Raw genomic sequence first — 24,750 nt, forward strand, 5'->3', positions numbered from 1 at the left:
TTGAGCCCCGGCGGCGGCACGGCTATATCAGCGCTCCCGCGTCACCCCAAGAGACGCGGGATGCAAGAGTAGACGATGCGCTTGTGGCGGAATTGGTAGACGCGCTAGGTTCAGGTCCTAGTGGCTGAAAGGCCGTGGGGGTTCGAGTCCCTCCAAGCGCACCAACACCTCTTGTGTTGGTCTGAGAGTATAGTGGGGCCATAGCTCAGCTGGGAGAGCGCTACAATGGCATTGTAGAGGTCAGGAGTTCGATCCTCCTTGGCTCCACCAACTCTCCCCTTCCCGGCAGGATGCCGGTTTTTCCCGAACTTCTCCGAATTTCACAGATGCCGGTCCGGCTTCGGTCTCCCCGAATCGGGGCGGCGGGGCTAATCCGTAGGGGTCTTTGCCGCCGCGGCGTTATCGGTTGGATGATGGCTCACCCGATCGAACGAATCCCCGGAGCCCTTCCGCCATGCCGACACCGCCGCACGGAACGCCCGACCGCGCGCTGAAACCGTTCATTCTCGCCATTCACCGCGAAGCGCTGGACACCGCCGCCGCCAAGGGGCTGACCGGCACGCTGGCCGAGGTCGCCGCCCTCCAGGACACCGCCAGCCTCGCCTCGGCCAAGGCCGGACGCCCGGTCACGGAGGAGGAGGTGATGCGCCTGCTGCTGCGGGAGCGCCGCGCCCGCAGGATCCGCGAGACGGCGGAAGCGGCTCCGGCCGCTCCGGTCCGGAAGCCGGCGGCCGCACCCTCGCGATTCCGGCTGGGGCGCTTGCGGAGCGTGGCGATGGGTTTGGCCCGCTCGGCGTCCGCCGGGCCGGCGGGAAAAGTCCGGATCTGAGAATCGGGCGGCGTTCCGTACGCCGGTACCGAGTGAGTACGCCCATTGCCCTGTTGAGTGAGGCGCGGGGCGCACTGAGGCTGTCGCTTCCCCGCTGTTCGGCACGAAACACACATTGGGAGGTCTCATGTCCGTTCGCCTGGATCGCCGCCAACTTCTGCTGTCCGCCGGAGCCGCCGCGCTGGTGCTGGCGGTGGCGCCGCGCTTCGTCCTGGCCCAGACCCCCGGCGGCAAGGGCTTCACGCTGCCGCCGCTGCCCTACGCCCCCGCCGCGCTGGAGCCGCACATCGACGCGACGACCATGAGCGTGCACCACGGCAAGCACCATCAGGCGTACGTCGACAATCTCAACAAGGCGCTCGCCAACCACGGCGACCTCCAGTCGATGCCGCTGGCCGACCTGCTGAAGCGCGTGCCGGAACTGCCGGAGAGCATCCGCACGGCGGTGCGCAACAACGGCGGCGGGCACGCGAACCACAGCATGTTCTGGAGCATCATGGGGCCGAACGCCGGCGGCGCCCCGGACGGCGAGGTGGGGGCCGCCATCACCCGCGACTTCGGCGGCTTCGACGAGTTCAAGACGCGCTTCAACACGGCGGGAGCCGGGCAGTTCGGCAGCGGGTGGGTCTTCGTCACCGCCGACCCGTCGTCGGGCAAGCTGGCCATCGCCGCCCGTCCGAACCAGGATTCCCCGGCCATGGAGGGCGTGCCCGTGCTGATGGGCAACGACGTGTGGGAGCACGCCTATTACCTGAAGTACCAGAACCGGCGCGCCGACTATCTGGCGGCCTGGTGGAACGTCGTCGACTGGGGGGCGGTGAACCGCCGCTACGCGGCGATCCGCAAGGGCGAGCTGGTGATCTGAACGGAAAAGGGCGGCGGGTCATCCCCGCCGCCCTTCACACGAACAATCCGGTCCAAGTGGCCGGTCAGGCGCCCTGGTGCAGGCGGACGTTGAACAGCGGCCCCTGGCTCTGGCGGCGCAGCGCCTTGGCGATGGCCAGCACGGCGAGGTCGGCCAGCGGCTCGACGATGATGACGGTCATGTAGGCGGCGCCGAAGGAGGCGACTTCCGTCATGGTCTCGGCGGTGAAGCCGTGGCCGTAGAAGGCCCAGAAGGCCACCCAGGCGACGATGCCGCCCTGGTAGGCGGTGGAGAGGGCCAGCGCCTGCGAGTACTTCAGGTCGACATAGGGGGTGGCGTCGGGGACGATCCGCTTCGCCAGCAGGCTGATGCCCCACAGCGGGACCAGCAGCGTGGTGACGTTCATGCCGTACTGCGGCAGGTCGAACGGCGCGAAGAACAGGCCCTGGATCAGCAGGCCGGCGGCGAGGCCGATGGAGGCCGCACCGGCGCCGAACAGCAGGAGCAGGGTCGAGCCGAGGATCAGGTGAACCTCCGACACGCCCACGGGGTGGTGGGGGAACACCTCGAAGAAGCTGAAGACCAGCGCGGTGGCGATCAGGCTGCGCAGCACCAGCGGCGCGACCCCGCCGTTGTTGCGGACGTCGTTGTGCGCCAGCTTTCCGGCCATCGCGAAGCCGCCGGCGGCCGTCGCGTAGCTGAGAGCGATCTTGGCGCCGTCGACGACGCCGGGTTCGATGTGCATGCTCTATGCCCTTTCCGAGTCTGCCATGCGTTGGGAGGGGCGTCGTTGCTGGCAGGCACCGGCATCGCAACCCCCTTGGTCCCCTGGATGGGCGCACCGGAGGGACGGCTTGCGGAAGACGGGCGGCCGTCGGGCCGGACATCGGCAAGCGACCACCGGGGCACCCCGCCCGAGGACGTACGTTCGGTTACGGCAGGTCTCCTGGCTTGCGGGTCAAGGCGGCACCGTCCGGCCTTCCCGGCGCCCGTTCCCGCAGGCGGCGCCAGTGACACGGAAAGGACGATGCCGCTCACCGCTCACAGTTGCGGGGGCAGCGCCGGATTTGCCGTGTCTCCCCCTTCGGGGCGGCTCACCGGCTTCCCTCTTAGCCCCGCGACCGGAAGGCGCGGGGAACCATAACCGGCGCCAGGGTAGGGGCGGGGTCCCCCGCCGTCAAGAGGGGTGGCGGCCGGTCCGCGCCATCGCATGGCTTCCTTGACACCGCTCCCGCGGAACCGACAAGGTCCTGCGGACTGCGCGAGGCCGGATCAACGGGCGAAGGACGGGATTGCGGGCATGCTACCGGTTCATTTCCTGACCATCGTGCTGAACGGCGATCCCTTCATCCGCTATCACCTGGAGGTGTTCCGCCAGCTGCCCTTTCCCTGGCGTTGGCACATTGTGGAGGGGGTGGCGGAGCAGGTCCGCGACTCCTCCTGGTGCGCGCAGCGGGGCGGGCGCGTCCCGCAGGACCTTCACCGTGACGGCCGCAGCAGCGACGGCACCTCGGAGTATCTCGACCGCATCGCCGCGGAGGAGCCCGGGCGCGTGTCGGTCTACCGCAAGCCGCCGGGCGTCTTCTGGCAGGGCAAGGTGGAGATGGTGACCGCGCCGCTGGCCGCCATGACCGAGGAATGCCTGCTCTGGCAGGTCGATGCGGACGAGCTGTGGACGGCGGAGCAGATCACCCGTGCGCGCCGGATGTTCCTCGATTCGCCGTCGCGCACGGCGGCGCTGTACCTCTGCCATTTCTTCGTCGGCCCGTCCCTGGTCCTCGACCGGCTGGACCAATACGGCAATTACCGCGCCTACGAATGGCTGCGCACTTGGCGGTATCGGCCGGGGGATGTCTGGCATTCGCATGTCCCGCCCCGGCTGGTGCGCCCGCAGCCCGATGGATCCGAGGTCGAACTCGGTGCGGCCAGCCCCTTCCTGCACGAGGAGACGGCGGCGGGCGGGCTGGTCTTCCAGCATTTCGCCTACGCGACGCGGGAGCAGGTCGCGTTCAAGGAGGTCTATTACGGCTACGACGGCGCGGTCCGGCAATGGGACGCGCTGCAGGCGGCGGGTCGGTCGGTCGGCGGCGGCACCCTTCCGCTGCGCGATTTCTTCCCCTGGGTGACCGACGCGGCGACCGTCGCCCGCGCCGAGCATGCCCTGGTGGAGCCGCTGGCGCGGCCGGACGCCGAGGGGACCTGGGGCTTCGTGCCGCCGGCGCGGGGCGCCTCCACCGCCCCGGCGGTGGCTCTGCTGCGGGACTCCGGCCCCGCCGTCCGCCGCCGCACGCTCGTCCCCGGCGAGCCGCCGCCCTTTCCGAGCGACCTGATCCGGAACGTCGGCGTGTTCCTGCTGGACGGGGGCGGCGCCGTGCTGCGGGCATCCGGCTTCCTTAGGGAGCTGCGGCGGGCCTTGCCGCTGGCCCGGATCACCGTCTTCGCGACGCCGGACGCGGAGGCGGCGCTCGCCCTCTGCCCCTACGTCAACCAGCGGGTCACCCTGCCGCCTCTGAAGGGGCGGGCGCCCGACGACGCGCTGGTGACCGCGGTGCGCCAGGAGATCGGCCAGCAGTTCAGCGGCGCCTTCGACCTGACGATCAACCCAGTCCGGGGCGAGGATGCCAGCTTCGCCAACCGCCTGATGCAGGACAGCGGGGCGCCGCTCCGCCTCGGTTGCAAGGTCGGCCGGCCGGTGCGCGGCTATTACGCCGACGCCTTCCTGACCCACGTCGCGACGACTCCCGCCGGTCTGCTGGCCGCGCTCGCCGGCGGGGAGCCGGACCCGGCCACCGAGGTCTGGGCCTCCCCCGCCGGCGAGCGGGCCGCCGCCGCGCTTCTGGCCGAGGGCGTTGCGGCGCGCTGGCGCTGCGCGGTCGGCCTGTCCGCGTCCGCCGGCAGCGGGAGCCTGTCGGAGCTGTGCCGCCGCCTCGCCGCGCGGGGCGACACCGCCCTGATCCTGGTCGGCGAGGAGGCCGCCAGGGGGGCCGCGGCGCGCATCGCCGGGGAGACGGGGGCCGCCTGCCTGAACGCGGTCGGGCGGCTGGGCTTCGACGGGCTGTGCGCCCTGCTGCGGCGCTGCGACCTGTTCGTCGGGACGGGCGCCCCGGCGGAGGACATCGCCGTGGCGGCCCGGCTTCCCATGGTGGGACGCGGCCCGGCGCACGGCGATCCGACCGCCGAGGCGATGGAGAACGCCATCGCGGCTTGGCTGGCCGGCCGCGCTTACTGACGGGCGTTCCCACCCGTCCTGTGAGATCCGCGAGGGGAAGCGTGGAAAAACGGAGGGACGGGCGTGCAAGGCGCTTGTGTTGGCGCGTTTGCGCCGCAATGATCCGCCCCCACCGAATCCCGGACGGTCGCGCGGCGCGCGCCGCAGCGGGGAAAACCATGGATTGAATCCGGCGGCCCGGTAAGCACACGATGCGCAGAGCAGTCATGAAACCCCGTGCGGATTGGCGTCCGGGGCTCCGCAAATACCCCTTCGGCGTCCGCGCCATGAACGCCGGCGCCTTCTGGCGCGAGGATGTGCGGTACGAATTCTCCGCGCATCAGATCGACCTGATCGAGAGCGTCGCCGACGAGCTGCACACCATGCTGCGCGAGGCGCTGCGCGCGACGGTGGACGGGCGGGCGCTGGCCCGGCTGGGGGTCCGCGGCGGCGTGGCGCGGCTGCTGGAAGCCTCCTGGAACGACTATTGGGCCGCGGGCCGGCTGAACGAGCGGGCCGGCGCGCTGATCGGGCGGCTGACGCTGGCCTATGACGGGCGCGATTCGGTCAAGCTGCTGGCCTGCAACTACGACACGCCGGAGGGGCTGTTCGCCGCCTCGATCATCCAGCGCAACTGGCGCGAGGCCCTGATGGGCGACGCCAACCAGTTCAACGGCCTGCACGAAGGGCTGGTGGAGCGCTGGGAGGAGCTGGCGGCGGGCATGCCGGGCCGCGGCCTCGTCCATCTCGCCTGCGCCACCCCCGACCCGATGCGCGAGAGCGAGCTGGTCTATCTGGCCGCCACCGCGGCGGAGGCCGGAATCGCCACGCATCTACTGCCGCTGCAGAGCCTGGGCTGGGACGGCCAGCGCTTCATCGACGACGAGGGGCGGGCGGCCTCCTGGCTGGCGAAGATCTACCCCTGGCAGGGGCTGGCCGACGACGCCTTCCTGCAGAAGCTGCGGATGGGCGGCATGAGCATGCTGTCGCCGCTGTGGTGCTGGCCGATGTCGAACCATGGGCTGCTGGCGACGCTCTGGGCGCTCTACCCGCGCCATCCCAACCTGTGCCGCGCCGCGCTGGACCCCGAGGAGCTGGCCGGTTGCGACGCGGTGACGGAGCGCAGCCTGTTCGGGCTGGACGACGCGGCCCAGCGCATGACGGCGCACGGCCGGGCCATCTCGGACACCGGCGGCGCCGAGTATCCGGGAGGGCGGGTCTGGCTGGAAACCCCGCCGATCTTCGAGGAGGAGGGCGTCCACGCGCTCCTGCACTGCTGGATCATCGGGGACAAGTGCCTGGGCATGTCGGTCCGTGAATCGGCGGACCCGCGGGTCGGCTCCGACGCGGCGATGGTGCCGCACATCTTCCGCGGCTGACGCGCCTTCTCAAGGCGGAGTGCGCCCGCCCTGTCCCGATGGGGAGCCGGACGGGCGCCTCGGCGGCGATCAACCTGCGGACATCAGCGGCCGCGGCCCGGCGCGAAGGGATTGGGCAACGGCGAGCCGAAGGCCGCCCGGCGGGCGTCCCGCCACGCGACGTCGTTGCCGACGCCGCTGTGGGTGGCCGACACCGACACCACCTGACTCTGGTGGCGCAGCCAGCCGCGCAGCTTCTCTTCGAACCGGTGGGCGTCCTGGATGTCCGCAACCTCCAGTTCCATCGTCATCTGCAGCTCGGTCTTCATGGCGTTCCTCCTCTGACCGTTCCGTTGAACAAACAGCCGGGCGCGCCACTGGTGCCGAAAAAACAGAAAAGGGCGGGGAACTTTCCCCGCCCTGCGCTGCAACGCCGTGAATGCGATGGCCGTCGATGCGATTGGCGGCGCCGCCGCTCACTTCCCTTCGGGCTTCGCCGGACGGGCCGGCTTGGCGATGCTGGCGATCTGCTTCTGCAGGTCGTCGATCTGCTTCTGCAGTTCCTCGTAGGTGTGGCCGACCGCCGCCGGACCCTTGGACGGAGCGGCGGACGGGCCGGGAGCAGCGGGGCGGGGCGGAATCGCCTGCTCGCCGGGCTGCCCGTCCTCGGCGCCGCCGAAGGGCGAGAACATGCGCATGGCCCGTTCGAACATCGCCATGTTCTGCTTGCCGACCTCCTCCAGCCGGCCGAAGGGGAACATGCCGCCCAGCGTGTTCTGGAAATAGTCGCGCATCTGCTCCTGGTTGCGCGAGAAGGACTGCATCGAATATTCGAGGTAGCGCGGCACCATCCACTGCATGTTGTCGCCGTAGAATCCGATAAGCTGGCGCAGGAAGCTGATCGGCAGCAGGTTCTGGCCCTTGCTCTCCTCCTCCACGATGATCTGCGTCAGGACGGAGCGGGTAATGTCCTCTCCGGTCTTCGCGTCATAGACCACAAAGTCGAGGCCGTCCTTGACCATCTGACAGAGATGGTCGAGCGTCACATAGCTGCTGGTCGCCGTGTTGTAGAGCCGCCGGTTGGCGTACTTCTTGATCGTGATCGTCGCGGACTTCTGGTCTTCCTTGTCGGCCATCGCTGTTTCTTTCAAGAAGGGTCGTGCGGCGGGAATGTTCCAGATATAAGGACTACTCGAAGGAATGCACCCTGTCCAGTGCTGTGCCGCAGCGCTGCGACCGCAGGTGGATATCCTCCCGATAATTCAGGATTTGCGACATTTTCGATCGGTCCTTCGCGGCTCTGGTCAAGCGCACCGCCTCCCTCATATACTCCCGGCCATGGCCGAATCGTCCGAATCCGACAGCCCGTCCCTGGAAACGCTCGCGCAACGGTACCTCGACCTGTGGCAGGAACAATGGGCGGCCTGCGCCGCCGATCCCGAGATGGCCGATGCCGCCGCCCGCCTGTTCCAGATGATGGCGCAGGGCGCCGCGGCGATGGCGCCCTTCGTCCTGGGGCCGGGCGGCTTCGCCTACGCCAGCCCGCCGGGCACCGGCTGGAATCCGATGCCGGCCCCCTTCCAGGCGGCCCCGTCCCAGCCATCCTCTCAAGGGCCATCCTCCCAAGGGCCGTCCTTCCAAGGAGAGCCGCGTGACCGGGGACAACGCCACGATCCCCCCGCGCCCCACCCCGCGGCTGGGGCCCCGGCCCCTGGCGCTGCATCTGGCGACGGTGGCGGCGACACTGCTCAGCTCCTCCGCCGGATTGCCGCACTTGAGGAACGGCTCGCTGCCATGGAAGCCGCATCTGCGGGAGCGGGCGGAGGACCTGCGCCGGCGGATCGCCGCGGCCGACGCGGACGCGTTCGCCCAGGCGGTTGACCGGGAGGTCCGCCGCCAGCTCTCCCTCGCCTTGACGGGGATCGAGCGCTACCGCCGCCACCCCTACCGCCGCGATCTGCCCGACCCGCCGGTGCTGTGGACGGAAGGGGCGTCCCGCCTGCTCGACTACGGCGCCCTCGGCCCGGCGACCGGCACGCCTGTGCTGTTCGTGCCGTCGCTGGTCAACCGCCATTACATCCTCGACCTGTCGGCGCGCAAAAGCCTGATGCGCTGGCTGGCCGCGCAGGGCTTGCGCCCTTTCCTGATCGACTGGGGCACGCCCGGCCCGCGGGAGCGGCGCTACAGCCTGACCGACTACATCGCCGGGCGGCTGGAGCGGGCCCTGGCCGCGGTGGTGGAGGCGGTGGGCCGTCCGGTTCCGGTGGTCGGCTACTGCATGGGCGGGCTGCTCGCCACCGCGCTGGCGCAGCGCCGCCCCAAGGAGGTCGCGGCGCTCGGCCTGCTCGCCACCCCCTGGGACTTCCACGCCGAGGACGCGGCCATGGCCCGCCGCGCCGCCACCTTCTTCCAGCCTTTCGGCCCGCTGCTCGACGCCTGGGGGGAGTTGCCGGTGGACGTGCTGCAGGGGCTGTTCGCCCAGCTCGACCCGCTGCTGGCGCTGAAGAAATTCTCGCAGTTCGCCCGCATGGAGCCGGACAGCCGCGCCGCGCTCGCCTTCGTGTCGTTGGAGGACTGGCTGAACGACGGGGTGCCGCTGGTCGCCGGGGTGGCCCGCGACACGCTGGCCGGCTGGTACGGCCGCAACGACACGGCGCGCGGCGAATGGCTGGTCGCCGGCCTGCCGGTGGAGCCGGCGCGGCTGCGGATGCCGGTCCTGGCGCTGATCCCGGAGCGCGACCGCATCGTTCCGCCGTCCTCCGCCGTGGCCTTGGCAAGATCAATCGGCAGCGCGCAAATGATCAGGCCGCCGCTCGGTCATATTGGCATGGTGGTCAGCGCCGGTGCCGAAACAGGCGTTTGGCGACCCCTGGCCGAATGGCTTAGTGCGGCAGGATAACCGCAGCCAGTCAGGTGTCTTGCATTGCGGGAAATCCGCGCATAAGGTTTTTCCCACTCCGTGCGGCCCACTGACACGATAATAAAACTGACAAAATCTGAGGAGCGTCAACATGACCGAGGTTGTGATCGCCAGCGCAGCGCGTACTCCCATCGGAAGCTTCAACGGGGCGCTCAGCACCGTGCCGGCTCATTACCTGGGTGAGATCGCCATCCGCGAGGCGCTGAGCCGCGCCAAGACCGACGCCGCGGAGGTGACCGAGGTCATCCTGGGCCAGATCCTGACCGCCGGTCAGGGCCAGAACCCGGCCCGCCAGGCCGCCGTCAACGCCGGCATCCCGGCCTCCGCCACCGCCTTCGGCATCAACCAGCTCTGCGGTTCGGGCCTGCGCTCGGTGGCGCTCGGCTATCAGGCGATCCGCAACGGCGACGCCGAGGTCATGGTCGTCGGCGGCCAGGAGAGCATGAGCCAGGCCCCGCACGTCATGCATCTGCGCAACGGCGTGAAGATGGGCGCCGCCGAGATGCTCGACACCATGCTGAAGGACGGCCTGATGGACGCCTTCAAGGGCTACCACATGGGCACGACGGCCGAGAACGTCGCCCAGAAGTGGCAGCTGACCCGCGAGGAGCAGGACATCTTCGCCGCCGCCTCGCAGCAGAAGGCCGAGGCCGCCCAGAAGTCCGGCCGCTTCAAGGACGAGATCATCCCGGTCACCATCAAGGGCCGCAAGGGCGACATCATCGTCGCCGACGACGAGTATCCGAAGCACGGCACCACCGCGGAATCGCTGGCCAAGCTGCGCCCGGCCTTCTCCAAGGAGGGCACGGTGACCGCGGGCAACGCGTCGGGCATCAACGACGGCGCCGCCGCGCTCGTCCTGATGACCGCCGAGAACGCGGCCAAGCGCGGCCTCACCCCGCTGGCCCGCATCGTCTCCTGGGCGACCGCCGGCGTCGATCCGGCGATCATGGGCACCGGCCCGATCCCGGCCTCCCGCCTCGCGCTGGAGAAGGCCGGCTGGAAGCACGAGGACCTGGACCTGATCGAGGCGAACGAGGCCTTCGCCGCGCAGGCCCTGGCCGTCAACAAGGACCTTGGCTGGGACGCCTCCAAGGTCAACGTCAACGGCGGCGCCATCGCGCTCGGCCACCCGGTCGGCGCTTCCGGCGCCCGCGTCCTGACCACCCTGCTCTATGAGATGCAGAAGCGCGACGCCAAGAAGGGCCTCGCCACCTTGTGCATCGGCGGCGGCATGGGCATCGCCCTCACCGTCGAGCGGGGCTGATGAAAAGCGGGCCGTTCCCTCCGGGGTGCGGCCCGTTTCGTATGTGCGCTTACAGAAACCGATAAAGAATCCAACATCAAGCTTTGGGGGAGGAGCCAATGGCTCGAGTTGCAATCGTCACGGGCGGAACGCGCGGTATCGGCGAAGCCATCTCCGTCGCGTTGAAGGACGCCGGCTATGTCGTCGCCGCCAACTACGCCGGCAATGATGAGAAGGCGAAGGAATTCTCGGCCCGCACGGGCATCGCGGTCTACAAGTTCGACGTGTCGGACTTCGACGCCGTGAAGGACGGCATCGCGAAGATCACCGCCGAACTCGGGCCGGTGGACGTGGTGGTCAACAACGCGGGCATCACCCGCGACGGCGTGATCCACCGCATGACCCCGCAGCAGTGGAACGACGTCATCGCGACGAACCTGACCTCCTGCTTCAACCTGTGCCGCAACGTCATCGACGGCATGCGCGAGCGCGGCTTCGGCCGCATCGTCAACATCGGCTCGGTCAACGGCCAGGCCGGCCAGTACGGCCAAGTGAACTACGCCGCCGCCAAGTCGGGCATCCACGGCTTCACCAAGGCGCTGGCCCAGGAGGGTGCGGCCAAGGGCGTCACCGTCAACGCCATCGCGCCGGGCTACATCGACACCGACATGGTGCGCGCGGTGCCGCCCAACGTGCTGGAGAAGATCGTCGCCCGCATCCCGGTCGGCCGTCTCGGCAAGGCCGAGGAGATCGCCCGCGGCGTGCTGTTCCTGGTCGGCGACGACGCCGGCTTCATCACCGGCTCGACCCTGTCGATCAACGGCGGTCAGCACATGTACTGATCCGCTGTTGCGGTGACTCCCGGGTCTGCGGACCCGTTTGAAGCGACACGAAGCCTTCGCCCCTCTCCCGCACCCGCGGGGGAGGGGTTTTTCTTTAGATCGCAGAGGAAACGAGGTGCACGCCGGGAACCGAAAAAGCGAAACCCCCGCGCGGGGGCGGGGGTTTCAGCGGCTGTGCCAGGACATCCGCAATGGTTGAGCCGTCTCAACGGCAATGTTCAGAAATGTGTGGCCGAACAGGTCGGCTTCCTCAAGTAAGCGCAGGTGGACTCATGACGATCACACCCTCCTGGCTACGGGAACATTTGCTGTGATGAGAAGCTGGCTTTTGGGCCAACTTGATGCGGTGCCCACCGCGTCTTCACCTCAACCAGTGTTGCTCTGAGAGATAGCCTGCTCTTCCTTGCGGGGGTTGTCAATAGCCGAACTGTGGTCCCGTTACAGCTTGATGACGGGTTTCCGACGTCACTTGAACTGGAAGCCGACCGGGCGTTTGTCGTCCAGCGAGACCACCGCGCAGCCGCCCAGCGCCGGGCCGACCGACAGCTCGCCGTAGGCGGTGACCGCCCCTTCCTCCTTGAGGCGCCCGACGAAGCCGTCGCCGTCGCTGCGGGCGACCCAGGCGAAGGGGATCCAGGTCTGGCGCACCGGCTGGCCGCCGGCGCGGACCACCGCGGTGAAGGCCTCGGCGGTCGGGGTCCCCGGCGGGAAGACGGCGAGCACCGTGCCGCCGTCCTCCTCGTTGAGCGCCGCCTGATTCAGCGCCACCCCCGTCACCACCGCCCAGACGGCCAGCGCCAGCGCGCCGAGCGCCAGCGCGAAGCCGTGGCCGAAGCCGGGGGAGGAGGCGGGCGCCGGTCCGGTCATCGCCTCAGGCCTTCGCTTCCGCCGCCAGGGCGGGGGCGGGCTTCTCGGCGATCGGCCAGTTGACCACCGCGGCGGCCAGGGCCAGGGCCACGCTGGCCCACCACACCACGTCGTAGGAGCCGACGCGCTCGTACAGCACGCCGCCCAGCCACACGCCGAGGAATCCGCCCACCTGATGGCTGAGGAAGGCGAAGCCGTAGAGCATGCCGAGATAGCGCGTGCCGAACATCAGGACGACGAGGCCGGAGGTCGGCGGCACGGTGGACAGCCAGAGCAGGCCCATCGCCGCGGCGTAGAGGATCACCGAAACCGGGGTGACCGGCAGCAGGATGAAAATCGCCGTGACCAGGCCGCGCAGCGTGTAATTGGCGCAGAGCAGCAGGCGTTTGCTCATCTTGCCGCCCAGCACGCCCGACATGTAGGAGCCGACCACGTTGAACAGCCCGATCAGCGCCATTGCCCAGGAGGCGAGGCCGGGGCTGATGCCGGCGGCGGTCAGGTAGGGCGGCAGGTGCGTGGTGATGAAGGCGAGTTGGAAGCCGCAGACGAAGAAGCCGGTGACGAGAAGCACGTAGCTGCGGTGCTTGAAGGCCTGCCGGATCGTCGCGGCGAAGCCGATGTCGGCGCCGGTGACCGCCTGCGCGCTCTTCCCCCCGCCCGCCCCGGCGAAGGAGGAGGCGAGCACCGGGATCATCATCATCGAGGCGCCGAACAGGATCAGCGCCGTCTGCCAGCCATAGGCGGCGATGAAGGCCTGGCCGGTGGGGGCGAACAGGAACTGGCCCATCGAGCCGGCGGCGGTGGCCACGCCCATCGACCAGCTCCGCTTCTCCGGCGGGACGATGCGGCTGAAGCCGGCGATGACGATGCCGAAGGACGCCCCGGCCAGACCCAGACCGATCAGCAGGCCGGAGCTGAGATGCAGCATCAGCGGCGTGTCGGCGTAGGGCATCAGCGCCAGCCCCAGCGCGTAGAGAATCCCGCTGATCCCCAGGACCAGCGCCGGGCCGTAGCGGTCGCACAGCGCGCCGGCGAAGGGGGTGCCGATGCCCCAGACCAGATTCTGGATGGCGATCGACAGGGCGAAGACGTCGCGGCCCCAGCCGTGCGCCTCCGACAGGGGGGCGGTGAACAGGCCCATGCTGGACCGCGGGCCGAACGCCAGCATGGCGATCAGGCAGCCGCAGGCGATGACGAATCCCGGCGTCCGCCAGGAGCGGGGCGAAGGCGCCCCGCCCGCCCGGTTGCTGGTGTCCAAGTTTATCCTCCCTCGGCGCGGGCTGTGGCCGGTGCGGCAACGCTGGCCCGCGTCTTTTCAGGGTCACACGATAAGCGCAGCCCGGACGTGCATCAAATTCACAATGGGAAAGAAGGTTATTCGGCCGCGGAATGGCAGGGCAGCGGCAGGGGCGCCTCGTCCGCCGGGGGCAGCAGGTCCAGCAGGCTGTCCTCCAGCACGTCGAAGACGGGGCCGATGCGCCCGGTGAAGCGGCCGCGCAGCAGCCACACCGCGACGGTCAGCGCGAAGTCCGGCGTCTCCAGCGGCCGCACCTGCGCGGCGTGCAGGGTCGGGGCGATCAGCCGCAGCGGGGCCAGCCCGAATCCGACGCCGCGGGCGACCAGCGACAGCAGCAGCGACTGGTCGAACCCCTCCACCGTGACGTTCAGCGCCGGCCCGTGCTGCGCCATCGCGCGGCCCATGGCGGTCCGGTACTGGCAGCCCTCGGGCTGGAGCACCCAGCCCACCGCGTTCATCGCCGGCAGGGTCCAGTCCCGCTGCCCGGCCAGTTCGGCGGAGGCGACGATCCGCACCGGCTCGCGCGAGATGCAGACGGCGTCCAGGTCGTCGGGCGGCGTCTGGGCGTCGTGGGTCAGCACCAGCGCGCCGTCCAGCGTGCCGTTGCGCACCTGCTCGACCAGCGGCGTGCTCCAGTCCGAATGCAGGCGCACGGTCAGGCCGGGGAAGGCGGCGCGCAGCCGGTCCAGCGGATGGTGCGCGGCGATGGCGGTCAGCACGTGGGCCACCCCCAGCCGCAGCAGCCCCTGGGGCTGGGCGGCCCCGGCGAAGGCGTCCGACAGCTCATCCGCCGCCTTCAGCACCCGGTGCGCGTGGGCCAGCGCCATCTCGCCGTCGCGGGTCAGGGCCAGCGGCTTGGTCTGGCGATCGAACAGCGGCACGCCAAGCTCCGCCTCCAGCCGCTGGATCAGGCGCGAGACGGCGGACTGGGTCAGCCCCAGCCGGTGCGCGGCCTCCTGCACCGACTGGGCCTCGGCCACGGCGACGAAGGTGCGGATCTCGTTGAGCTTCATGGCGGTGTCCGGGGCTCGGTGTCCAGGGTGGCGGGGGCGGTCGGCTTCTTGGCCACTGGTATCCGACTGTCCGCCTGGGTTAGCGTCGGGTCAAGCGCAACGAGGAGCAGCCATGTCCACCACACCCCCCGCCGACCGTTCCGGCCGCGAATACCCCGACCGTCCCTGGGTGGGGGTGGGCGCCGTGGTGTGGCGCGGCGACCGGGTTCTGCTGATCCGCCGGGGCCGTCCGCCGCGGATGGGGCAATGGAGCCTGCCCGGCGGCGCCCAGTCGGTGGGCGAGACGGTGTTCGAAACGGCGGTGCGCGAGGTGCTGGAGGAGACCGGCCTGCACGTCGTGCCGACGGAGGTGGTCACGGTGGTCGACGCCATGACCCTCGACGACACGGGGGCCGTCCACTACCACTACACCATCGTCGAGGTGGCGGCGGAGAGCCCGGAGGGCGAGGCGGTCTGCGCCGACGACGCCCTTGAGGCGCGCTGGGCCACCATCGACGAGGCCGCGGAACTGACCGAATGGGACGAGACGGAGCGGGTCATCCGCCTGTCGGCGTCGCGGCGAGCCGCCGGATGAAGTCCGGGACCTGCTCCGTGTCCAGGGGTCTGGCCAGCAGATAGCCCTGGATGCGGTCGCAGCGGTAGGCGCGCAGGTAGAGTAGCTCCTCGTTGGTCTCCACCCCCTCGGCGATCGCCTGCATCCCCAGCGCGTGGGCGAGGTCGATGATCGCGCGCACGATGGCGGCGGCGTCGCGGTCCTGCACCATCGCCTGGGTGAAGTGCTTGTCGATCTTCAGCGCCTCCACCGGGACGCGGCGCAGCAGGGACAGCGAGGAGTAGCCCGTCCCGAAATCGTCCAGCACCAGCCGCACCCCGGCGCCGCGCAGCTGCGTCAGCACCTCGCGCGAGGACTCGCTGTGTTCGAACAGGGCGGTTTCGGTCAGTTCCAGCTTCAGGTTGGCGGCGGGCAGGCCGGTTTCGGCGAGGATGCCCAGAACGGTGCGGGCGAAGCCGGGGTCCTGCAGCTGCCGCGCCGACAGGTTGACGGCCACCGGCACGTCGGCGACGCCGTTCTGCATCCAGCCCGCCGCGGTCTCGCAGGCGCGGCGCACCGTCCATTCGCCCAGGATGTTGATGGCGTCGCTGGTTTCCGCCATGGGGATGAAGACGTCGGGCGGGATCACCGTGCCGTCGTCGAGCCGCCAGCGCGACAACGCCTCGAACCCGGTCAGCCGCCCGCTCTGGGTGTCGGCCTGCGGCTGGAAGGCGAGGCGCAGTTCGCCGTGCCGGATGGCGTCGCGCACGCGGTCGGAGAAGGTGCCGGGACCCGGCGCGATGGTCGCGTTCTGGTTCACCGCCATGTCCCCTCCGGTCCAGCCCTCGGTTGTCGCCCATTCCAGTGGACTTAACAGCCGAAGCGAGGCTTGTTAACCATATCTCAGGGGTATTTAAGCGGTTTTTCCAGTTTTACGAAAGAGTTAACGGATTTCTCGACGGTGATAAGATTGGGAGGCGTTAACCCCTTCCCCCTTGGGCAGGAGAAGGGGTTGACGGAATTCCAATCAGACGTTGAAGCGGAAATGGAAGATGTCGCCATCGTTGACGACGTATTCCTTGCCTTCCTGGCGCATCTTGCCGTTGTCCTTGGCGCCCTGCTCGCCGCCCAGCGTGACGTAGCTGTCGAAGTCGATGGTCTCGGCCCGGATGAAGCCGCGCTCGAAATCGGTGTGGATGACGCCCGCCGCTTCCGGGGCCTTGGCGCCGCGGCGCACGGTCCAGGCGCGGGCCTCCTTCGGGCCGACGGTGAAGAAGGTGATGAGGTCGAGAAGCTGGAAGCCGGCGCGGATCAGCCTGTTGAGGCCGGTTTCCTCCAACCCGAGGGATTCCAGGAACTCCTGCTTCTCGGCGGCGTCGGAGAGCTGGGCGACCTCCGCCTCGATGGCGGCGGAGATGACGACCATGCCGGCGTTCTCGGCCTTGGCCTTCTCGGCGACCTTAACGGTCAGGCTGTTGCCGGTGGCCGCGGAGGCCTCCTCGACGTTGCAGACATAGAGGACGGGCTTGGCGGTCAGCAGCATGAACTGCTTGAAGACCGGCTTCTCCTCCTCGCTGACCTCGACGACGCGGGCCGGCTTGCCGTCCTGGAGGACCTTCAGCGCGCGCTCCATCAGATCGGCCTTGATCTTGGAGTCCTTGTCGCCGCCCTTGGCCTTCTTCTGGAGGCTGGTGAGCTGGCGCTCCAGGCTCTCCATGTCGGCGAGCATCAGCTCCGTCTCGACCACCTCGGCGTCGCGCAGGGGATCGACGTTGCCTTCCACATGGGTGACGTCGTCGTCCTCGAAGCAGCGCAGGACGTGGACGATGGCGTCCACCTCGCGGATGTTGGCGAGGAACTGGTTGCCCAGCCCCTCACCCTTCGAGGCGCCGCGGATCAGGCCGGCGATGTCGACGAATTCGAGCTGGGTCGGGATGATCTTCTGCGACTTGGCGATGGCCGCCAGCTTGTCCAGCCGCGGGTCGGGCACGCCGACGCGGCCGACGTTCGGCTCCTTGGTGCAGAAGGGGAAGTTCGCCGCCTCGGCCGCCTGGGTGGCGGTCAGCGCGTTGAACAGGGTCGACTTGCCGACGTTCGGCAGGCCGACGATGCCGCAATTGAAGCCCATGGGGGTGCTCGCCGTCGGAAATCTCGGGAATTGGGGCGCTTTATCCTACGTGGAGCCGCAAAGCGCAAACGGGAAGTGGGGGTGGGCAGGGTTGACCGCCGCTTCCGGCACGCGGGAGTCACCGCGGCCGGAACAGGAAGGGCACGGAAAACACGCGGTCCTCCGCCGTCAGGCCGGGCGGCGGGGTGGGGAAGGGGGAGGCCTTGCGCACCGCCGCCAAGGCCGCCCGGTCCAGCGCCGTGTCGCCGCTCGACGTGAGGATGGAGGCGTCGAGCACCTCGCCCGCAGCACCGAGGGTCAGCTTGACGGTGGCCTGCCCGCCGCCGACCACCTTCTCCGGCTTGTGCCGCCCGATCCAGGCCCAGACCTGCGCCCCGTAGTCCACCATCGCGCCCCGGCCGGCCGAGACCGGCTCGACCGCAGCGGCGGAGGCGTGGCCGGTTCCGGTTTCAGCGGACGGCGTCGGGGAGGGGTTCGGAACGGGGGCCGCCTGCGGTTTCGGCGCCGCCTTGACGGACGGCTTCGGGGCCGGCTTCGGCAGCGGTTTGGGTGGCGGAGGAGGGGGCGGCTCCGGCGCGGGTTCCGGGGCCGGCTCCGCCACCGGGGGCACCGGTTCGGGCGCCACGTCCGGCTCGGGTTCCGTGGCCGGTTCCGGCACAGGGTCCTGTTGCGGTTCGCTCTCCGGTTCGGTGGCCGCTGCCGGCGGCGGGCCGCTGTCCGCCTCGGAGGCCACCAGCATCACCTCGATCACCGGCGTTATGGTGTCGTTCAGGCTGACGGCGCCGGTCTCCTCCGTGACCGTGCCGGGGGCCGCGCCGGCGGCAGACAAAAGGACGGCCAGGACGCCGGCGTGCAGCGTCCCGGACAGGGCGAGCGCCCCCAGTGGCCGGCGGGCCGGCTGGGGGCGCTCATGCAGGCGGATCGCGCGCAAGGCGGGGGTGCCTCGTCAACCGCCCTCCATCAGAAGGCCATGGTCAGGCCGAGGTTGAAGGACCGCCCCATCCCGGCCAGGGCGCCGATCGGCTGGCGGTTGCCGCTGGCGCGGAAGTCGCCGTAATCGACGCCGCCCAGCGGCAGGTAATAGTGGGCGTCGAACAGGTTCTCGATCCCGACGTCGGCCCGCAGATTGCCCCAGACGTAGCTGGTGCGCAGGTTGACCAGGGCGTAGCTGGGAGTTTCCGGCTCGTTCCGCCCGGAATCGACCAGGAACTTGCGCCCGACCATCTGGAACTCCAGGACGCTGCTCCAGTCGCCCAGCCGGTGGCCCAGGTCGATCGTCCCGTTCAGCGGCATGATGTGGTAGAGGTCGCGCCCGGTGTCGAGGTTGCGGCCGCGGACGTAGCTGACCACGGCGCCCACCGTGAACTCGCCCAGCCGCTCGTCCTGGTGGACGATGCTGCGGCCCTCGGCGTTGATGCCGTACAGCTCCGCCGCGTGGTTGGCGAAGCGCAGCTGGACGAAGCCGTTCGACAGGGTGCCGATGCGGTCGGCGTCGATGAAATTCTCGACGTGCGAATAATAGGGCGTGACCTTCACCGACCAGCGCTTGGCCTCGGCGTCCTGCCAGGCGGCGGTGGCGCCGACCGTGTAGGCGGTTTCCGGCTTGAGATCCGGGTTGCCGACATAGCCGTTGGCGTCGCCGTACCAGCCGATCATGGTGGAGGACATGCCCCCGGTGCCCCAGGCGAACCGCTCATAGAGGTTGGGCGAGCGGGTCTTGCGGGCGAAGCCCAGCTCGTAGCGTTCCGACGCGGAGGGCGCGAAGCGGAGCAGCGCCGTGGCGTCCATGTTCACGTCGGTCTTGGAGCGGTCGCGCCGGTTGAAGGCCGCGGCGGCCGGCGCGTCCGGGTTCGCTATCCCCATCCCCATCCCCATCATGCCCATGCTGATCGGGTTGGCCCAGGAGTAGGGCTGGACCGGCCCGTTGTCCATCCACACCACGTCGTTGCGCACGCCGAGCAGCGAGGTCCAGGCCGGGGTCCAGCGCTTCTCCCACTCCGCGAAGGTGCCCAGACGGTCGCGGCGGGCGTCGTTCAGGTTCACGAAGGTCAGCGGCGACATCATCGCCGCCCCGGCGACCGGCGGCCACCAGTCGTCGATGCGGTAGCGGACCAGCTCGTTGCCGACGCGCAGCGTGTCCTGCGCCGACAGCGGCACCTCGGCCGAGACGGCGTAGCCCATCTCGTGCGACTCCGTGTTCATCGGCATGCCGCCGCGGTCGGCGCCGCCCTTGTCGTGCAGGAAGTTCATGGCATGGACGGTGCGCTGCCAGAAGGCCCGGCCGTACAGCGTGCCCCAGTCGAATTCACCCTTGTAACGGCCGTTCAGGGTGGTGCCGCGGTTCAGCGTCATGTCCATGCGCTGGTTCGCGAAGCCGGAATAGGGCGAATACTGGTAGCCGCCGGACAGGGTGATCTCGTGCCCGTCCTTGCGCGCGCTGGCCGACAGCGCGTGGTTCTGCACGTTGTAGAGGGTGGAGCGGACCTTGTCCCCGTCGCCGTCCTTGTAGTCGTCCGCCCGGCTCCAGGCGCCGGAGTAGCGCAGGCTGAACCGCTCGGTCGCCGCGGTGGCGGTGCCGGACAGGGTGGTGCCGTTGCCGTTCGACCGGTAGACGGTGGACAGGCTGCCCTCGCCGTGGAGGGGCTCGCCGGGCTGGGCGTAGACGGCGGGCTTGCCGGTCACCGACACGGTTCCGGCGATGCTGTCGCCGCCCTTGCTGACCGGCGTGACGCCGGCGATGGCCTCGATCGCGCCGATGACCGAGGGGTCGGCGTAGGACAGCGGCGCGTTCATGTGGTTGGCGCAGGCGGCGGTCATCGGCATGCCGTCGACCTGCACGCGCACGCGGTCGTCGGCCAGACCGTTCAGGGCCGGCAGGCTGGAGAAGCCGCCCGCGCTGTAGAGCGACACACCCGGCAGGCTGCGCAGCAGCGCCGCGGCGTCCGCGCTGGCGAGGCGGCGGCCGGCGATCTCGGCGGCGTCCAGCGTGCCGGTGCCGAGCGGCCGGAGCAGGCCGGTCTCCGGCGCTGTGGCGACTGGTGCGGTTTCCGTCTCGACCGGGACGGCGGGCAGGGCCAGCGGTGTCTGGGCCGCCGCCGTCACGCCGAGAGCGGCGAGGACCGCCGTCAGAAGGGCGGTGGAGGCGAGAAGGCGCTTGGACAAACGGGGGGCGTTCGCCGCGGACGTGGCGGCGGAAAGACGAATCATGGCGGCGCTCGTTCTCGAAGGGGACGAGTGGAGGTCGGCGCAGCCTCGCCGCCCCGCCCGGTCGTCGATCCGCGCGACGATCGGCGCAAGGGATCGGGACCGGCGGGGGACGGTGCGGAGGCTGGCGTAGGGGATGGGGTGGGCAAGGCCGGGCAGGCCGCGCCGCTGGGCTCAACAGCCGGGTGCGGCGACCACAAGGCGTTTGCCGGGGACGGTCAGACGAGGGCCGGGGGCGCTCGGGCCTTCAGCCGCGACAGGAACCAGCCGGCGGCGATGTGCTGGCCGGGCAACCCGATGGAGCTGTGGGCAACGACGGAGACCGGGAGCACCACGGTCAGAAGCGGCGGCGGCGCGGTGAGACCGACGACCAGCCCGCAGACCGGGCAATCCTCGCCCATGGACAGCGTGGGCTTGCCGTCCGGGACCAGGGAATCGGGGGGCGGGCCGTCGGGGAGGGCGATGGAGGCCATGCCCTGCGGCGTGCAGATCATCACCGTTTCGCCGGTCGCGGCGTTGGCCACCGGAACCAGGAAGGCCCAGCCGAGAAGCTGCAGAAGCAAGGCCATGCCGCCCGCCATCACGGCGGCGCGGCCCAGCCTGCGTCCGATGCTCCGAAACCCGGCCGGCATATCCCGGTTCTTCCCCATTTTGGATAGGGAATTAAGCTAGACGGGCTAGGCCGAATGCACAAGCGCGCAATGGCCGCAGTCCCGTCCCAGCGCGCGCCCGCCTCTCGCCCTTGAGGGACCGGCGCTCCTCAATGCGCCTCGTCCCAATTGCCGCCGATGCCGGCCTCCGCCACCAGCGGCACGCCGAGCGCGGCGGCGCCTTCCATGACCGAGCGCACCAGGGCGGCGGCTCGTTCGGCCTGATCCTCCGGAGCCTCGAACAGCAGTTCGTCGTGCACCTGGAGCAGCATCCGCACGTCGTCGAACCCGGCCTCCTTCAGGGCGCCGGGCACGCGGGCCATGGCACGCTTCATGATGTCGGCGGCGGTGCCCTGGATCGGGGCGTTGATCGCCTGCCGTTCCGCGAAGGCGCGGCGGGCGGCGTTCTTGTCGTGGATGCCGGGGATGTAGCAGCGCCGTCCGAACAGCGTCACCACATGGCCGTTCTGGCGGGCGAAGGCCTTGGTCGCCTCCATCCACACCTTCAGCTCGTGGAAGCGCTCGAAATAGGCCTTGATGAAGGTGTTGGCCTCGCCCGGCGCGATGCCGAGCTGGCGGCCCAGCCCGAAGCCGGAGATGCCGTAGATGATGCCGAAGTTGATCGCCTTGGCCTTGCGCCGGATTTCCGAGGTCATCTGGTCCAGCGGCACGCCGAAGACCTGGCTGGCGGTGGCCGCGTGAATGTCGATGCCGTCCTGGAAGGCCTGTTTCAGCGCGGCGATGTCGGCCATCTCGGCGACCAGCCGCAGCTCGATCTGCGAATAGTCGATGGAGATCAGCCGGTGCCCCGGCGCCGCCACGAAGGCGCGGCGGATCTTGCGGCCCTCCTCGGTGCGGACGGGGATGTTCTGCAGGTTCGGGTCGGTCGAGGACAGGCGGCCGGTGTTGGTCGCCGCCATGGCGAAGGCGGTGTGGACGCGTTCCGTCCCCTCGACGATCTGCGCCTGGAGCGCGTCGGTGTAGGTGTTCTTCAGCTTGGCCAGCTGCCGCCAGTCGAGCACGCGCTGGGCGATGACGTGGCCCTGCTCCGACAGCTCCTCCAGCACGCTGGAATCGGTGGAGTAGGCGCCGGTCTTGCCCTTCTTGCCGGTGCCGAGCTTCATCTCGTCGAACAGGATTTCGCCGAGCTGCTTGGGCGAGCCGATGTTGAAGCTGCGCCCGGCGTGCTGGTGCACCTCCTTCTCGATCTCGGCCATGCGTACGGCGAGGTCCTGGGACAGGCGGGCGAGTGCCGCCCGGTCCACCCGGATGCCGCAGGATTCCATGTCGGCGATCACCGGGACCAGCGGGCGTTCCAGCGTCTCGTAGACGGTGACCATCCGCTCGTCGACCAGCCGCGGCTTCAGCACCCGCCACAGCCGCAGGGTGATGTCGGCGTCCTCCGCCGCGTAGGCCAGCGCCTTGTCCAGCGGCACGCGGTCGAAGGTGATCTGGTTCTTCCCGGTGCCGCAGACCTCCTTGTAGGGGATGGTCGTGTGGGCGAGATGCAGCTCCGCCAGCTCGTCCATGCCGTGGCCGTGGGCGCCGCCCTCCAGCACGTAGGAGATCAGCATGCTGTCGTCGACCGGCGACACGCGCACGCCGTGGCGGGCGAAGAGCTGGTGGTCGAACTTGAAATTGTGCCCGATCTTCAGGATCGCCGGGTCCTCCAGCACGTCCCGCAGCGCCTTCAGAGCGTCCTCCGCCGGTATCTGCTTCGGCGCTTCCGGAGTCTCGAAGGACAGCTCCCCGCTGGCCGCCGCGTTGGGGGCCTGATGCGCCAGGGGGATGTAGCAGGCCAGCCCCGGCTCCGTCGCCAGCGAGATGCCGACCAGCGTCGCCGTGGCGGGGGTCAGCGAGTCGGTCTCGGTGTCCACGGCCAGGATGCCGGTGGTCCGGGCGCGCTCCAGCCAGACGGCCAGCGCGTCGAGATCCTGCACCAGTTCGTAGCGCTGCTCGACGTCGGTGGGCGGGGCGGGGCGGCTGCGCGGCGCGCCGGCCTCCGCCGCCGGGGCGGTGCTGCCGGCGGAAGCGGCTGGCTTGGCCGGAGCCGAGGACGGCGCGGCGGAGGGAACCGCGCCGTCGGCGATGGTGCCGTCCTTGCGCATCTCCGCCTCGACGCGGCTGACGATGGTGCGGAAGCCCTGGGCGCGCAGGAAGTCGATCAGCTTCTGGTGGTCGGGCTCGCGGACGCGCAGCTCCTCCAGCGGCTTTGGCGGCGGGGCGTGGTCGTCCAGCAGGACGAGGCGGCGGGAAATCCGTGCCTGCTCGGCGAAGTCGATCAGCTTCTGGCGGCGGGCCGGCTGCTTGATCTCGCCGGCGCGGGCCAGCAGCGATTCCAGGTCGCCGTATTCGGTGATGAGCTGGGCGGCGGTCTTCACGCCGATGCCCGGCACGCCCGGCACGTTGTCCACGCTGTCGCCGGCCAGCGCCTGCACGTCCACCACCTTGTCCGGGGCGACGCCGAACTTCTCGAACACCTCGTCGGGGCCGATGGGCTTGTTCTTCAGCGGGTCGAGCATCCGCACGCCGGGGCGGACGAGCTGCATCATGTCCTTGTCGGACGACACGATGGTGACCTCGCGCCCGGCCTCGTTGGCCAGCCGCGCGTAGGTGGCGATCAGGTCGTCGGCCTCGTAGCCCTCCAGCTCCAGGCAGGGCAGGCAGAAGGCCTCCGTCGCCTCGCGGATCAGGGCGAACTGGGGCTTCAGCTCCTCCGGCGGCTCGGGGCGGTGGGCCTTGTATTCGGGATAGAACTCGTTGCGGAAGTTCAGCCGCTTCGAATCGAAGACCACCGCCACCGCGGACGCCTTCAGGTCGGCCAGCAGCTTCAGCAGCATGTTGGAGAAGCCCAGCACCGCGTTCACCGGCGTGCCGTCCGGGCGGTTCAGCATCGGCAGGGCGTGGAAGGCCCGGAAGATGAAGCCCGACCCGTCCACCAGATACAGGCCGCTGCCGTCCCCGGCGGAAGCGGGGGCGTCGGTGACGGTCTGGAGCGTGTCGGTGGTCTTTTCGTCGGACATGGTGCGGCCTCTTCCCTTCGGGGCGATACCATGGCCGAAGGCGGCCCGAGAGTCGAGCGTGCCCGACGCCGCCGGAAGGCCGGTCTTGGAGGGCCGGACTCTCAGTCGCCGGTTTCGCTGTTCGGGGCGGCGACCGGCTTGGATTCGGGGGAGCCGCGTTCGCGCAGATAGATGCCGAGCACGATCAGAACCCCCATGGACAGGAACTCGCTCTGCCAGTTCTGGAAGCTCTCGTACCAGAATTCCGGATCGGCGAGGGTTTCGCCCATGGTCCGGACGGGCTGGTGATGCCACGCCGCCTCTTCGTTCGACCGCCGCGTGCTGCCCGCCAGATGCAGGACGAAGGACATCACGAACAGGCTGACCAGCGCGATGCTGAGCGAATGGGAGTAGAGCCGCAGCAGCAGGCCGCCCCGGTGCACCGGCCAGGGCGCGTCGGGATCGTCGCGCCGCCGGTCGGGCGCCTCGTCCTCCGGATTCGCCTTCCCCGGCTTCTTGGATTCCGAGGAGCCTTTCTGGACCAGGATGGCGGTCAGGAGCACATAGACCGACATCTGGAGGAACTCGCTCTCCCAGTTCTCGAAGGTCGCCGACAGGAAATGGCCGGTGGTCAGATAGTCGAGGAAGCCGACGGGCGGCTGGGCGTGGAGGCGAAGCTCCTCCGCCAGGGTCCGCCATCCGGCCAGCACCTGCCCGACGATCGAGACGAGGAACAGCCCGAACAAGGCGACCGACAGCCCGTTGTCCCGCAGGAAGCGACGCATGTGC

At 69.8% G+C, this 24,750-nt stretch carries 21 protein-coding genes, 2 tRNA genes and 1 riboswitch; of the genes, 10 read left to right on the forward strand and 13 right to left on the reverse strand.

Annotated elements, in window-relative coordinates; all coding sequences use genetic code 11:
• Window positions 1-77: 77 nt before the first annotated feature.
• From TSH58p_RS20495 to TSH58p_RS20510, 4 genes are all read left to right on the forward strand, one after another.
• Window positions 78-164 (forward strand) — tRNA-Leu (locus TSH58p_RS20495).
• Window positions 165-194: 30 nt separating this feature from the next.
• Window positions 195-270, forward strand: a tRNA-Ala gene (locus tag TSH58p_RS20500).
• Between the two features lie 184 nt (window positions 271-454).
• On the forward strand, window positions 455-829 hold the full coding sequence (locus TSH58p_RS20505) for a hypothetical protein (RefSeq protein ID WP_109071865.1): 375 nt from the start codon (window positions 455-457) through the stop codon (window positions 827-829).
• Between the two features lie 127 nt (window positions 830-956).
• Window positions 957-1,694 carry a superoxide dismutase gene (locus TSH58p_RS20510; protein WP_109071866.1) on the forward strand — a complete coding sequence of 246 codons (738 nt, stop codon included), beginning with the start codon at window positions 957-959 and terminating at the stop codon, window positions 1,692-1,694.
• Window positions 1,695-1,758: 64 nt separating this feature from the next.
• Here the strand turns inward: TSH58p_RS20510 and TSH58p_RS20515 are convergent, their stop codons facing one another.
• Window positions 1,759-2,439: an energy-coupling factor ABC transporter permease gene (locus TSH58p_RS20515; protein WP_109071867.1), complete on the reverse strand. Its 681-nt coding sequence runs from the start codon at window positions 2,437-2,439 to the stop codon at window positions 1,759-1,761.
• A 173-nt stretch (window positions 2,440-2,612) separates the two neighbouring features.
• Window positions 2,613-2,852, reverse strand: a riboswitch (cobalamin riboswitch).
• 142 nt (window positions 2,853-2,994) lie between these two features.
• Between TSH58p_RS20515 and TSH58p_RS20520 the strand changes: the two genes are divergently transcribed.
• Both TSH58p_RS20520 and TSH58p_RS20525 read left to right on the forward strand, forming a co-directional pair.
• Window positions 2,995-4,923 carry a hypothetical protein gene (locus TSH58p_RS20520; RefSeq protein ID WP_109071868.1) on the forward strand — a complete coding sequence of 643 codons (1,929 nt, stop codon included), beginning with the start codon at window positions 2,995-2,997 and terminating at the stop codon, window positions 4,921-4,923.
• 206 nt (window positions 4,924-5,129) lie between these two features.
• Window positions 5,130-6,281, forward strand: a complete 1,152-nt coding sequence (locus TSH58p_RS20525; RefSeq protein ID WP_109071869.1) for a glutathionylspermidine synthase family protein — start codon at window positions 5,130-5,132, stop codon at window positions 6,279-6,281.
• An 83-nt stretch (window positions 6,282-6,364) separates the two neighbouring features.
• Here TSH58p_RS20525 and TSH58p_RS20530 read toward each other — a convergent pair whose 3' ends face one another.
• Together TSH58p_RS20530 and phaR are read right to left on the reverse strand one after the other, a co-directional pair.
• Window positions 6,365-6,589 (reverse strand): hypothetical protein, encoded by a 225-nt coding sequence (locus TSH58p_RS20530; RefSeq protein WP_109071870.1) that lies wholly within the window; start codon window positions 6,587-6,589, stop codon window positions 6,365-6,367.
• Window positions 6,590-6,736: 147 nt separating this feature from the next.
• On the reverse strand, window positions 6,737-7,396 hold the full coding sequence (gene phaR / locus TSH58p_RS20535; protein ID WP_109071871.1) for a polyhydroxyalkanoate synthesis repressor PhaR: 660 nt from the start codon (window positions 7,394-7,396) through the stop codon (window positions 6,737-6,739).
• Window positions 7,397-7,911: 515 nt separating this feature from the next.
• Here phaR and TSH58p_RS20540 point away from each other — a divergent pair.
• From TSH58p_RS20540 to phbB, 3 genes are all read left to right on the forward strand, one after another.
• Window positions 7,912-9,159: an alpha/beta fold hydrolase gene (locus tag TSH58p_RS20540; RefSeq protein ID WP_109071872.1), complete on the forward strand. Its 1,248-nt coding sequence runs from the start codon at window positions 7,912-7,914 to the stop codon at window positions 9,157-9,159.
• 112 nt (window positions 9,160-9,271) lie between these two features.
• Window positions 9,272-10,447: an acetyl-CoA C-acetyltransferase gene (locus TSH58p_RS20545; RefSeq protein WP_109071873.1), complete on the forward strand. Its 1,176-nt coding sequence runs from the start codon at window positions 9,272-9,274 to the stop codon at window positions 10,445-10,447.
• Between the two features lie 98 nt (window positions 10,448-10,545).
• On the forward strand, window positions 10,546-11,268 hold the full coding sequence (phbB, locus tag TSH58p_RS20550; RefSeq protein WP_109071874.1) for an acetoacetyl-CoA reductase: 723 nt from the start codon (window positions 10,546-10,548) through the stop codon (window positions 11,266-11,268).
• A gap of 465 nt (window positions 11,269-11,733) precedes the next feature.
• Here phbB and TSH58p_RS20555 read toward each other — a convergent pair whose 3' ends face one another.
• The 3 genes from TSH58p_RS20555 to TSH58p_RS20565 all read right to left on the reverse strand — a co-directional run bounded on the left by TSH58p_RS20555 (window position 11,734) and on the right by TSH58p_RS20565 (window position 14,445).
• On the reverse strand, window positions 11,734-12,135 hold the full coding sequence (locus TSH58p_RS20555; RefSeq protein ID WP_109071876.1) for a hypothetical protein: 402 nt from the start codon (window positions 12,133-12,135) through the stop codon (window positions 11,734-11,736).
• Between the two features lie 4 nt (window positions 12,136-12,139).
• The gene (locus TSH58p_RS20560; protein WP_199230212.1) at window positions 12,140-13,393 is read right to left on the reverse strand and encodes an MFS transporter; all 1,254 of its coding nucleotides are present in this window, start codon (window positions 13,391-13,393) and stop codon (window positions 12,140-12,142) included.
• 116 nt (window positions 13,394-13,509) lie between these two features.
• Window positions 13,510-14,445 carry a LysR family transcriptional regulator gene (locus TSH58p_RS20565; RefSeq protein ID WP_109071877.1) on the reverse strand — a complete coding sequence of 312 codons (936 nt, stop codon included), beginning with the start codon at window positions 14,443-14,445 and terminating at the stop codon, window positions 13,510-13,512.
• Window positions 14,446-14,557: 112 nt separating this feature from the next.
• Between TSH58p_RS20565 and TSH58p_RS20570 the strand changes: the two genes are divergently transcribed.
• Complete coding sequence (locus TSH58p_RS20570; RefSeq protein ID WP_109071878.1) at window positions 14,558-15,019, forward strand: NUDIX hydrolase; 462 nt, start codon at window positions 14,558-14,560, stop codon at window positions 15,017-15,019.
• Here the strand turns inward: TSH58p_RS20570 and TSH58p_RS20575 are convergent.
• The 7 genes from TSH58p_RS20575 to TSH58p_RS20605 form a co-directional block, all read right to left on the reverse strand.
• A complete protein-coding gene (locus tag TSH58p_RS20575; protein ID WP_109071879.1) occupies window positions 14,982-15,803 on the reverse strand; it encodes a bifunctional diguanylate cyclase/phosphodiesterase in 822 nt (273 codons plus the stop codon). The genes TSH58p_RS20570 and TSH58p_RS20575 overlap by 38 nt on opposite strands.
• Before the next feature lie 201 nt (window positions 15,804-16,004).
• Entirely contained in the window at window positions 16,005-17,105 is a 1,101-nt protein-coding gene (gene ychF, locus TSH58p_RS20580) for a redox-regulated ATPase YchF (protein ID WP_109071880.1), read from the reverse strand.
• A 118-nt stretch (window positions 17,106-17,223) separates the two neighbouring features.
• Window positions 17,224-18,036, reverse strand: a complete 813-nt coding sequence (locus TSH58p_RS20585) for an energy transducer TonB (protein ID WP_109071881.1) — start codon at window positions 18,034-18,036, stop codon at window positions 17,224-17,226.
• Between the two features lie 29 nt (window positions 18,037-18,065).
• The gene (locus tag TSH58p_RS20590; RefSeq protein WP_109071882.1) at window positions 18,066-20,312 is read right to left on the reverse strand and encodes a TonB-dependent receptor; all 2,247 of its coding nucleotides are present in this window, start codon (window positions 20,310-20,312) and stop codon (window positions 18,066-18,068) included.
• A gap of 215 nt (window positions 20,313-20,527) precedes the next feature.
• Window positions 20,528-20,941, reverse strand: a complete 414-nt coding sequence (locus TSH58p_RS20595; protein WP_247874236.1) for a DUF2946 family protein — start codon at window positions 20,939-20,941, stop codon at window positions 20,528-20,530.
• A 128-nt stretch (window positions 20,942-21,069) separates the two neighbouring features.
• A complete protein-coding gene (gene polA, locus TSH58p_RS20600; RefSeq protein ID WP_109071883.1) occupies window positions 21,070-23,982 on the reverse strand; it encodes a DNA polymerase I in 2,913 nt (970 codons plus the stop codon).
• 101 nt (window positions 23,983-24,083) lie between these two features.
• The gene (locus TSH58p_RS20605; RefSeq protein WP_109071884.1) at window positions 24,084-24,746 is read right to left on the reverse strand and encodes a DUF6766 family protein; all 663 of its coding nucleotides are present in this window, start codon (window positions 24,744-24,746) and stop codon (window positions 24,084-24,086) included.
• Window positions 24,747-24,750: the final 4 nt, after the last annotated feature.

Origin of the sequence: Azospirillum sp. TSH58, assembly GCF_003119115.1 — a bacterium.
Lineage (GTDB): Bacteria > Pseudomonadota > Alphaproteobacteria > Azospirillales > Azospirillaceae > Azospirillum.

Excerpts from the sequence above, each read along its gene's own strand:
- TSH58p_RS20505 (WP_109071865.1), top strand. The coding sequence starts at position 455 with ATGCCGACACCGCCGCACGGAACGCCCGACCGCGCGCTGAAACCGTTC.
- TSH58p_RS20510 (WP_109071866.1), top strand. The coding sequence starts at position 957 with ATGTCCGTTCGCCTGGATCGCCGCCAACTTCTGCTGTCCGCCGGAGCC.
- TSH58p_RS20515 (WP_109071867.1), bottom strand. The coding sequence starts at position 2,439 with ATGCACATCGAACCCGGCGTCGTCGACGGCGCCAAGATCGCTCTCAGC.
- TSH58p_RS20520 (WP_109071868.1), top strand. The coding sequence starts at position 2,995 with ATGCTACCGGTTCATTTCCTGACCATCGTGCTGAACGGCGATCCCTTC.
- TSH58p_RS20525 (WP_109071869.1), top strand. The coding sequence starts at position 5,130 with ATGAAACCCCGTGCGGATTGGCGTCCGGGGCTCCGCAAATACCCCTTC.
- TSH58p_RS20530 (WP_109071870.1), bottom strand. The coding sequence starts at position 6,589 with ATGAAGACCGAGCTGCAGATGACGATGGAACTGGAGGTTGCGGACATC.
- phaR (WP_109071871.1), bottom strand. The coding sequence starts at position 7,396 with ATGGCCGACAAGGAAGACCAGAAGTCCGCGACGATCACGATCAAGAAG.
- TSH58p_RS20545 (WP_109071873.1), top strand. The coding sequence starts at position 9,272 with ATGACCGAGGTTGTGATCGCCAGCGCAGCGCGTACTCCCATCGGAAGC.
- phbB (WP_109071874.1), top strand. The coding sequence starts at position 10,546 with ATGGCTCGAGTTGCAATCGTCACGGGCGGAACGCGCGGTATCGGCGAA.
- TSH58p_RS20555 (WP_109071876.1), bottom strand. The coding sequence starts at position 12,135 with ATGACCGGACCGGCGCCCGCCTCCTCCCCCGGCTTCGGCCACGGCTTC.
- TSH58p_RS20565 (WP_109071877.1), bottom strand. The coding sequence starts at position 14,445 with ATGAAGCTCAACGAGATCCGCACCTTCGTCGCCGTGGCCGAGGCCCAG.
- TSH58p_RS20570 (WP_109071878.1), top strand. The coding sequence starts at position 14,558 with ATGTCCACCACACCCCCCGCCGACCGTTCCGGCCGCGAATACCCCGAC.
- TSH58p_RS20575 (WP_109071879.1), bottom strand. The coding sequence starts at position 15,803 with ATGGCGGTGAACCAGAACGCGACCATCGCGCCGGGTCCCGGCACCTTC.
- ychF (WP_109071880.1), bottom strand. The coding sequence starts at position 17,105 with ATGGGCTTCAATTGCGGCATCGTCGGCCTGCCGAACGTCGGCAAGTCG.
- TSH58p_RS20590 (WP_109071882.1), bottom strand. The coding sequence starts at position 20,312 with ATGATTCGTCTTTCCGCCGCCACGTCCGCGGCGAACGCCCCCCGTTTG.
- TSH58p_RS20595 (WP_247874236.1), bottom strand. The coding sequence starts at position 20,941 with ATGCCGGCCGGGTTTCGGAGCATCGGACGCAGGCTGGGCCGCGCCGCC.
- polA (WP_109071883.1), bottom strand. The coding sequence starts at position 23,982 with ATGTCCGACGAAAAGACCACCGACACGCTCCAGACCGTCACCGACGCC.
- TSH58p_RS20605 (WP_109071884.1), bottom strand. The coding sequence starts at position 24,746 with ATGCGTCGCTTCCTGCGGGACAACGGGCTGTCGGTCGCCTTGTTCGGG.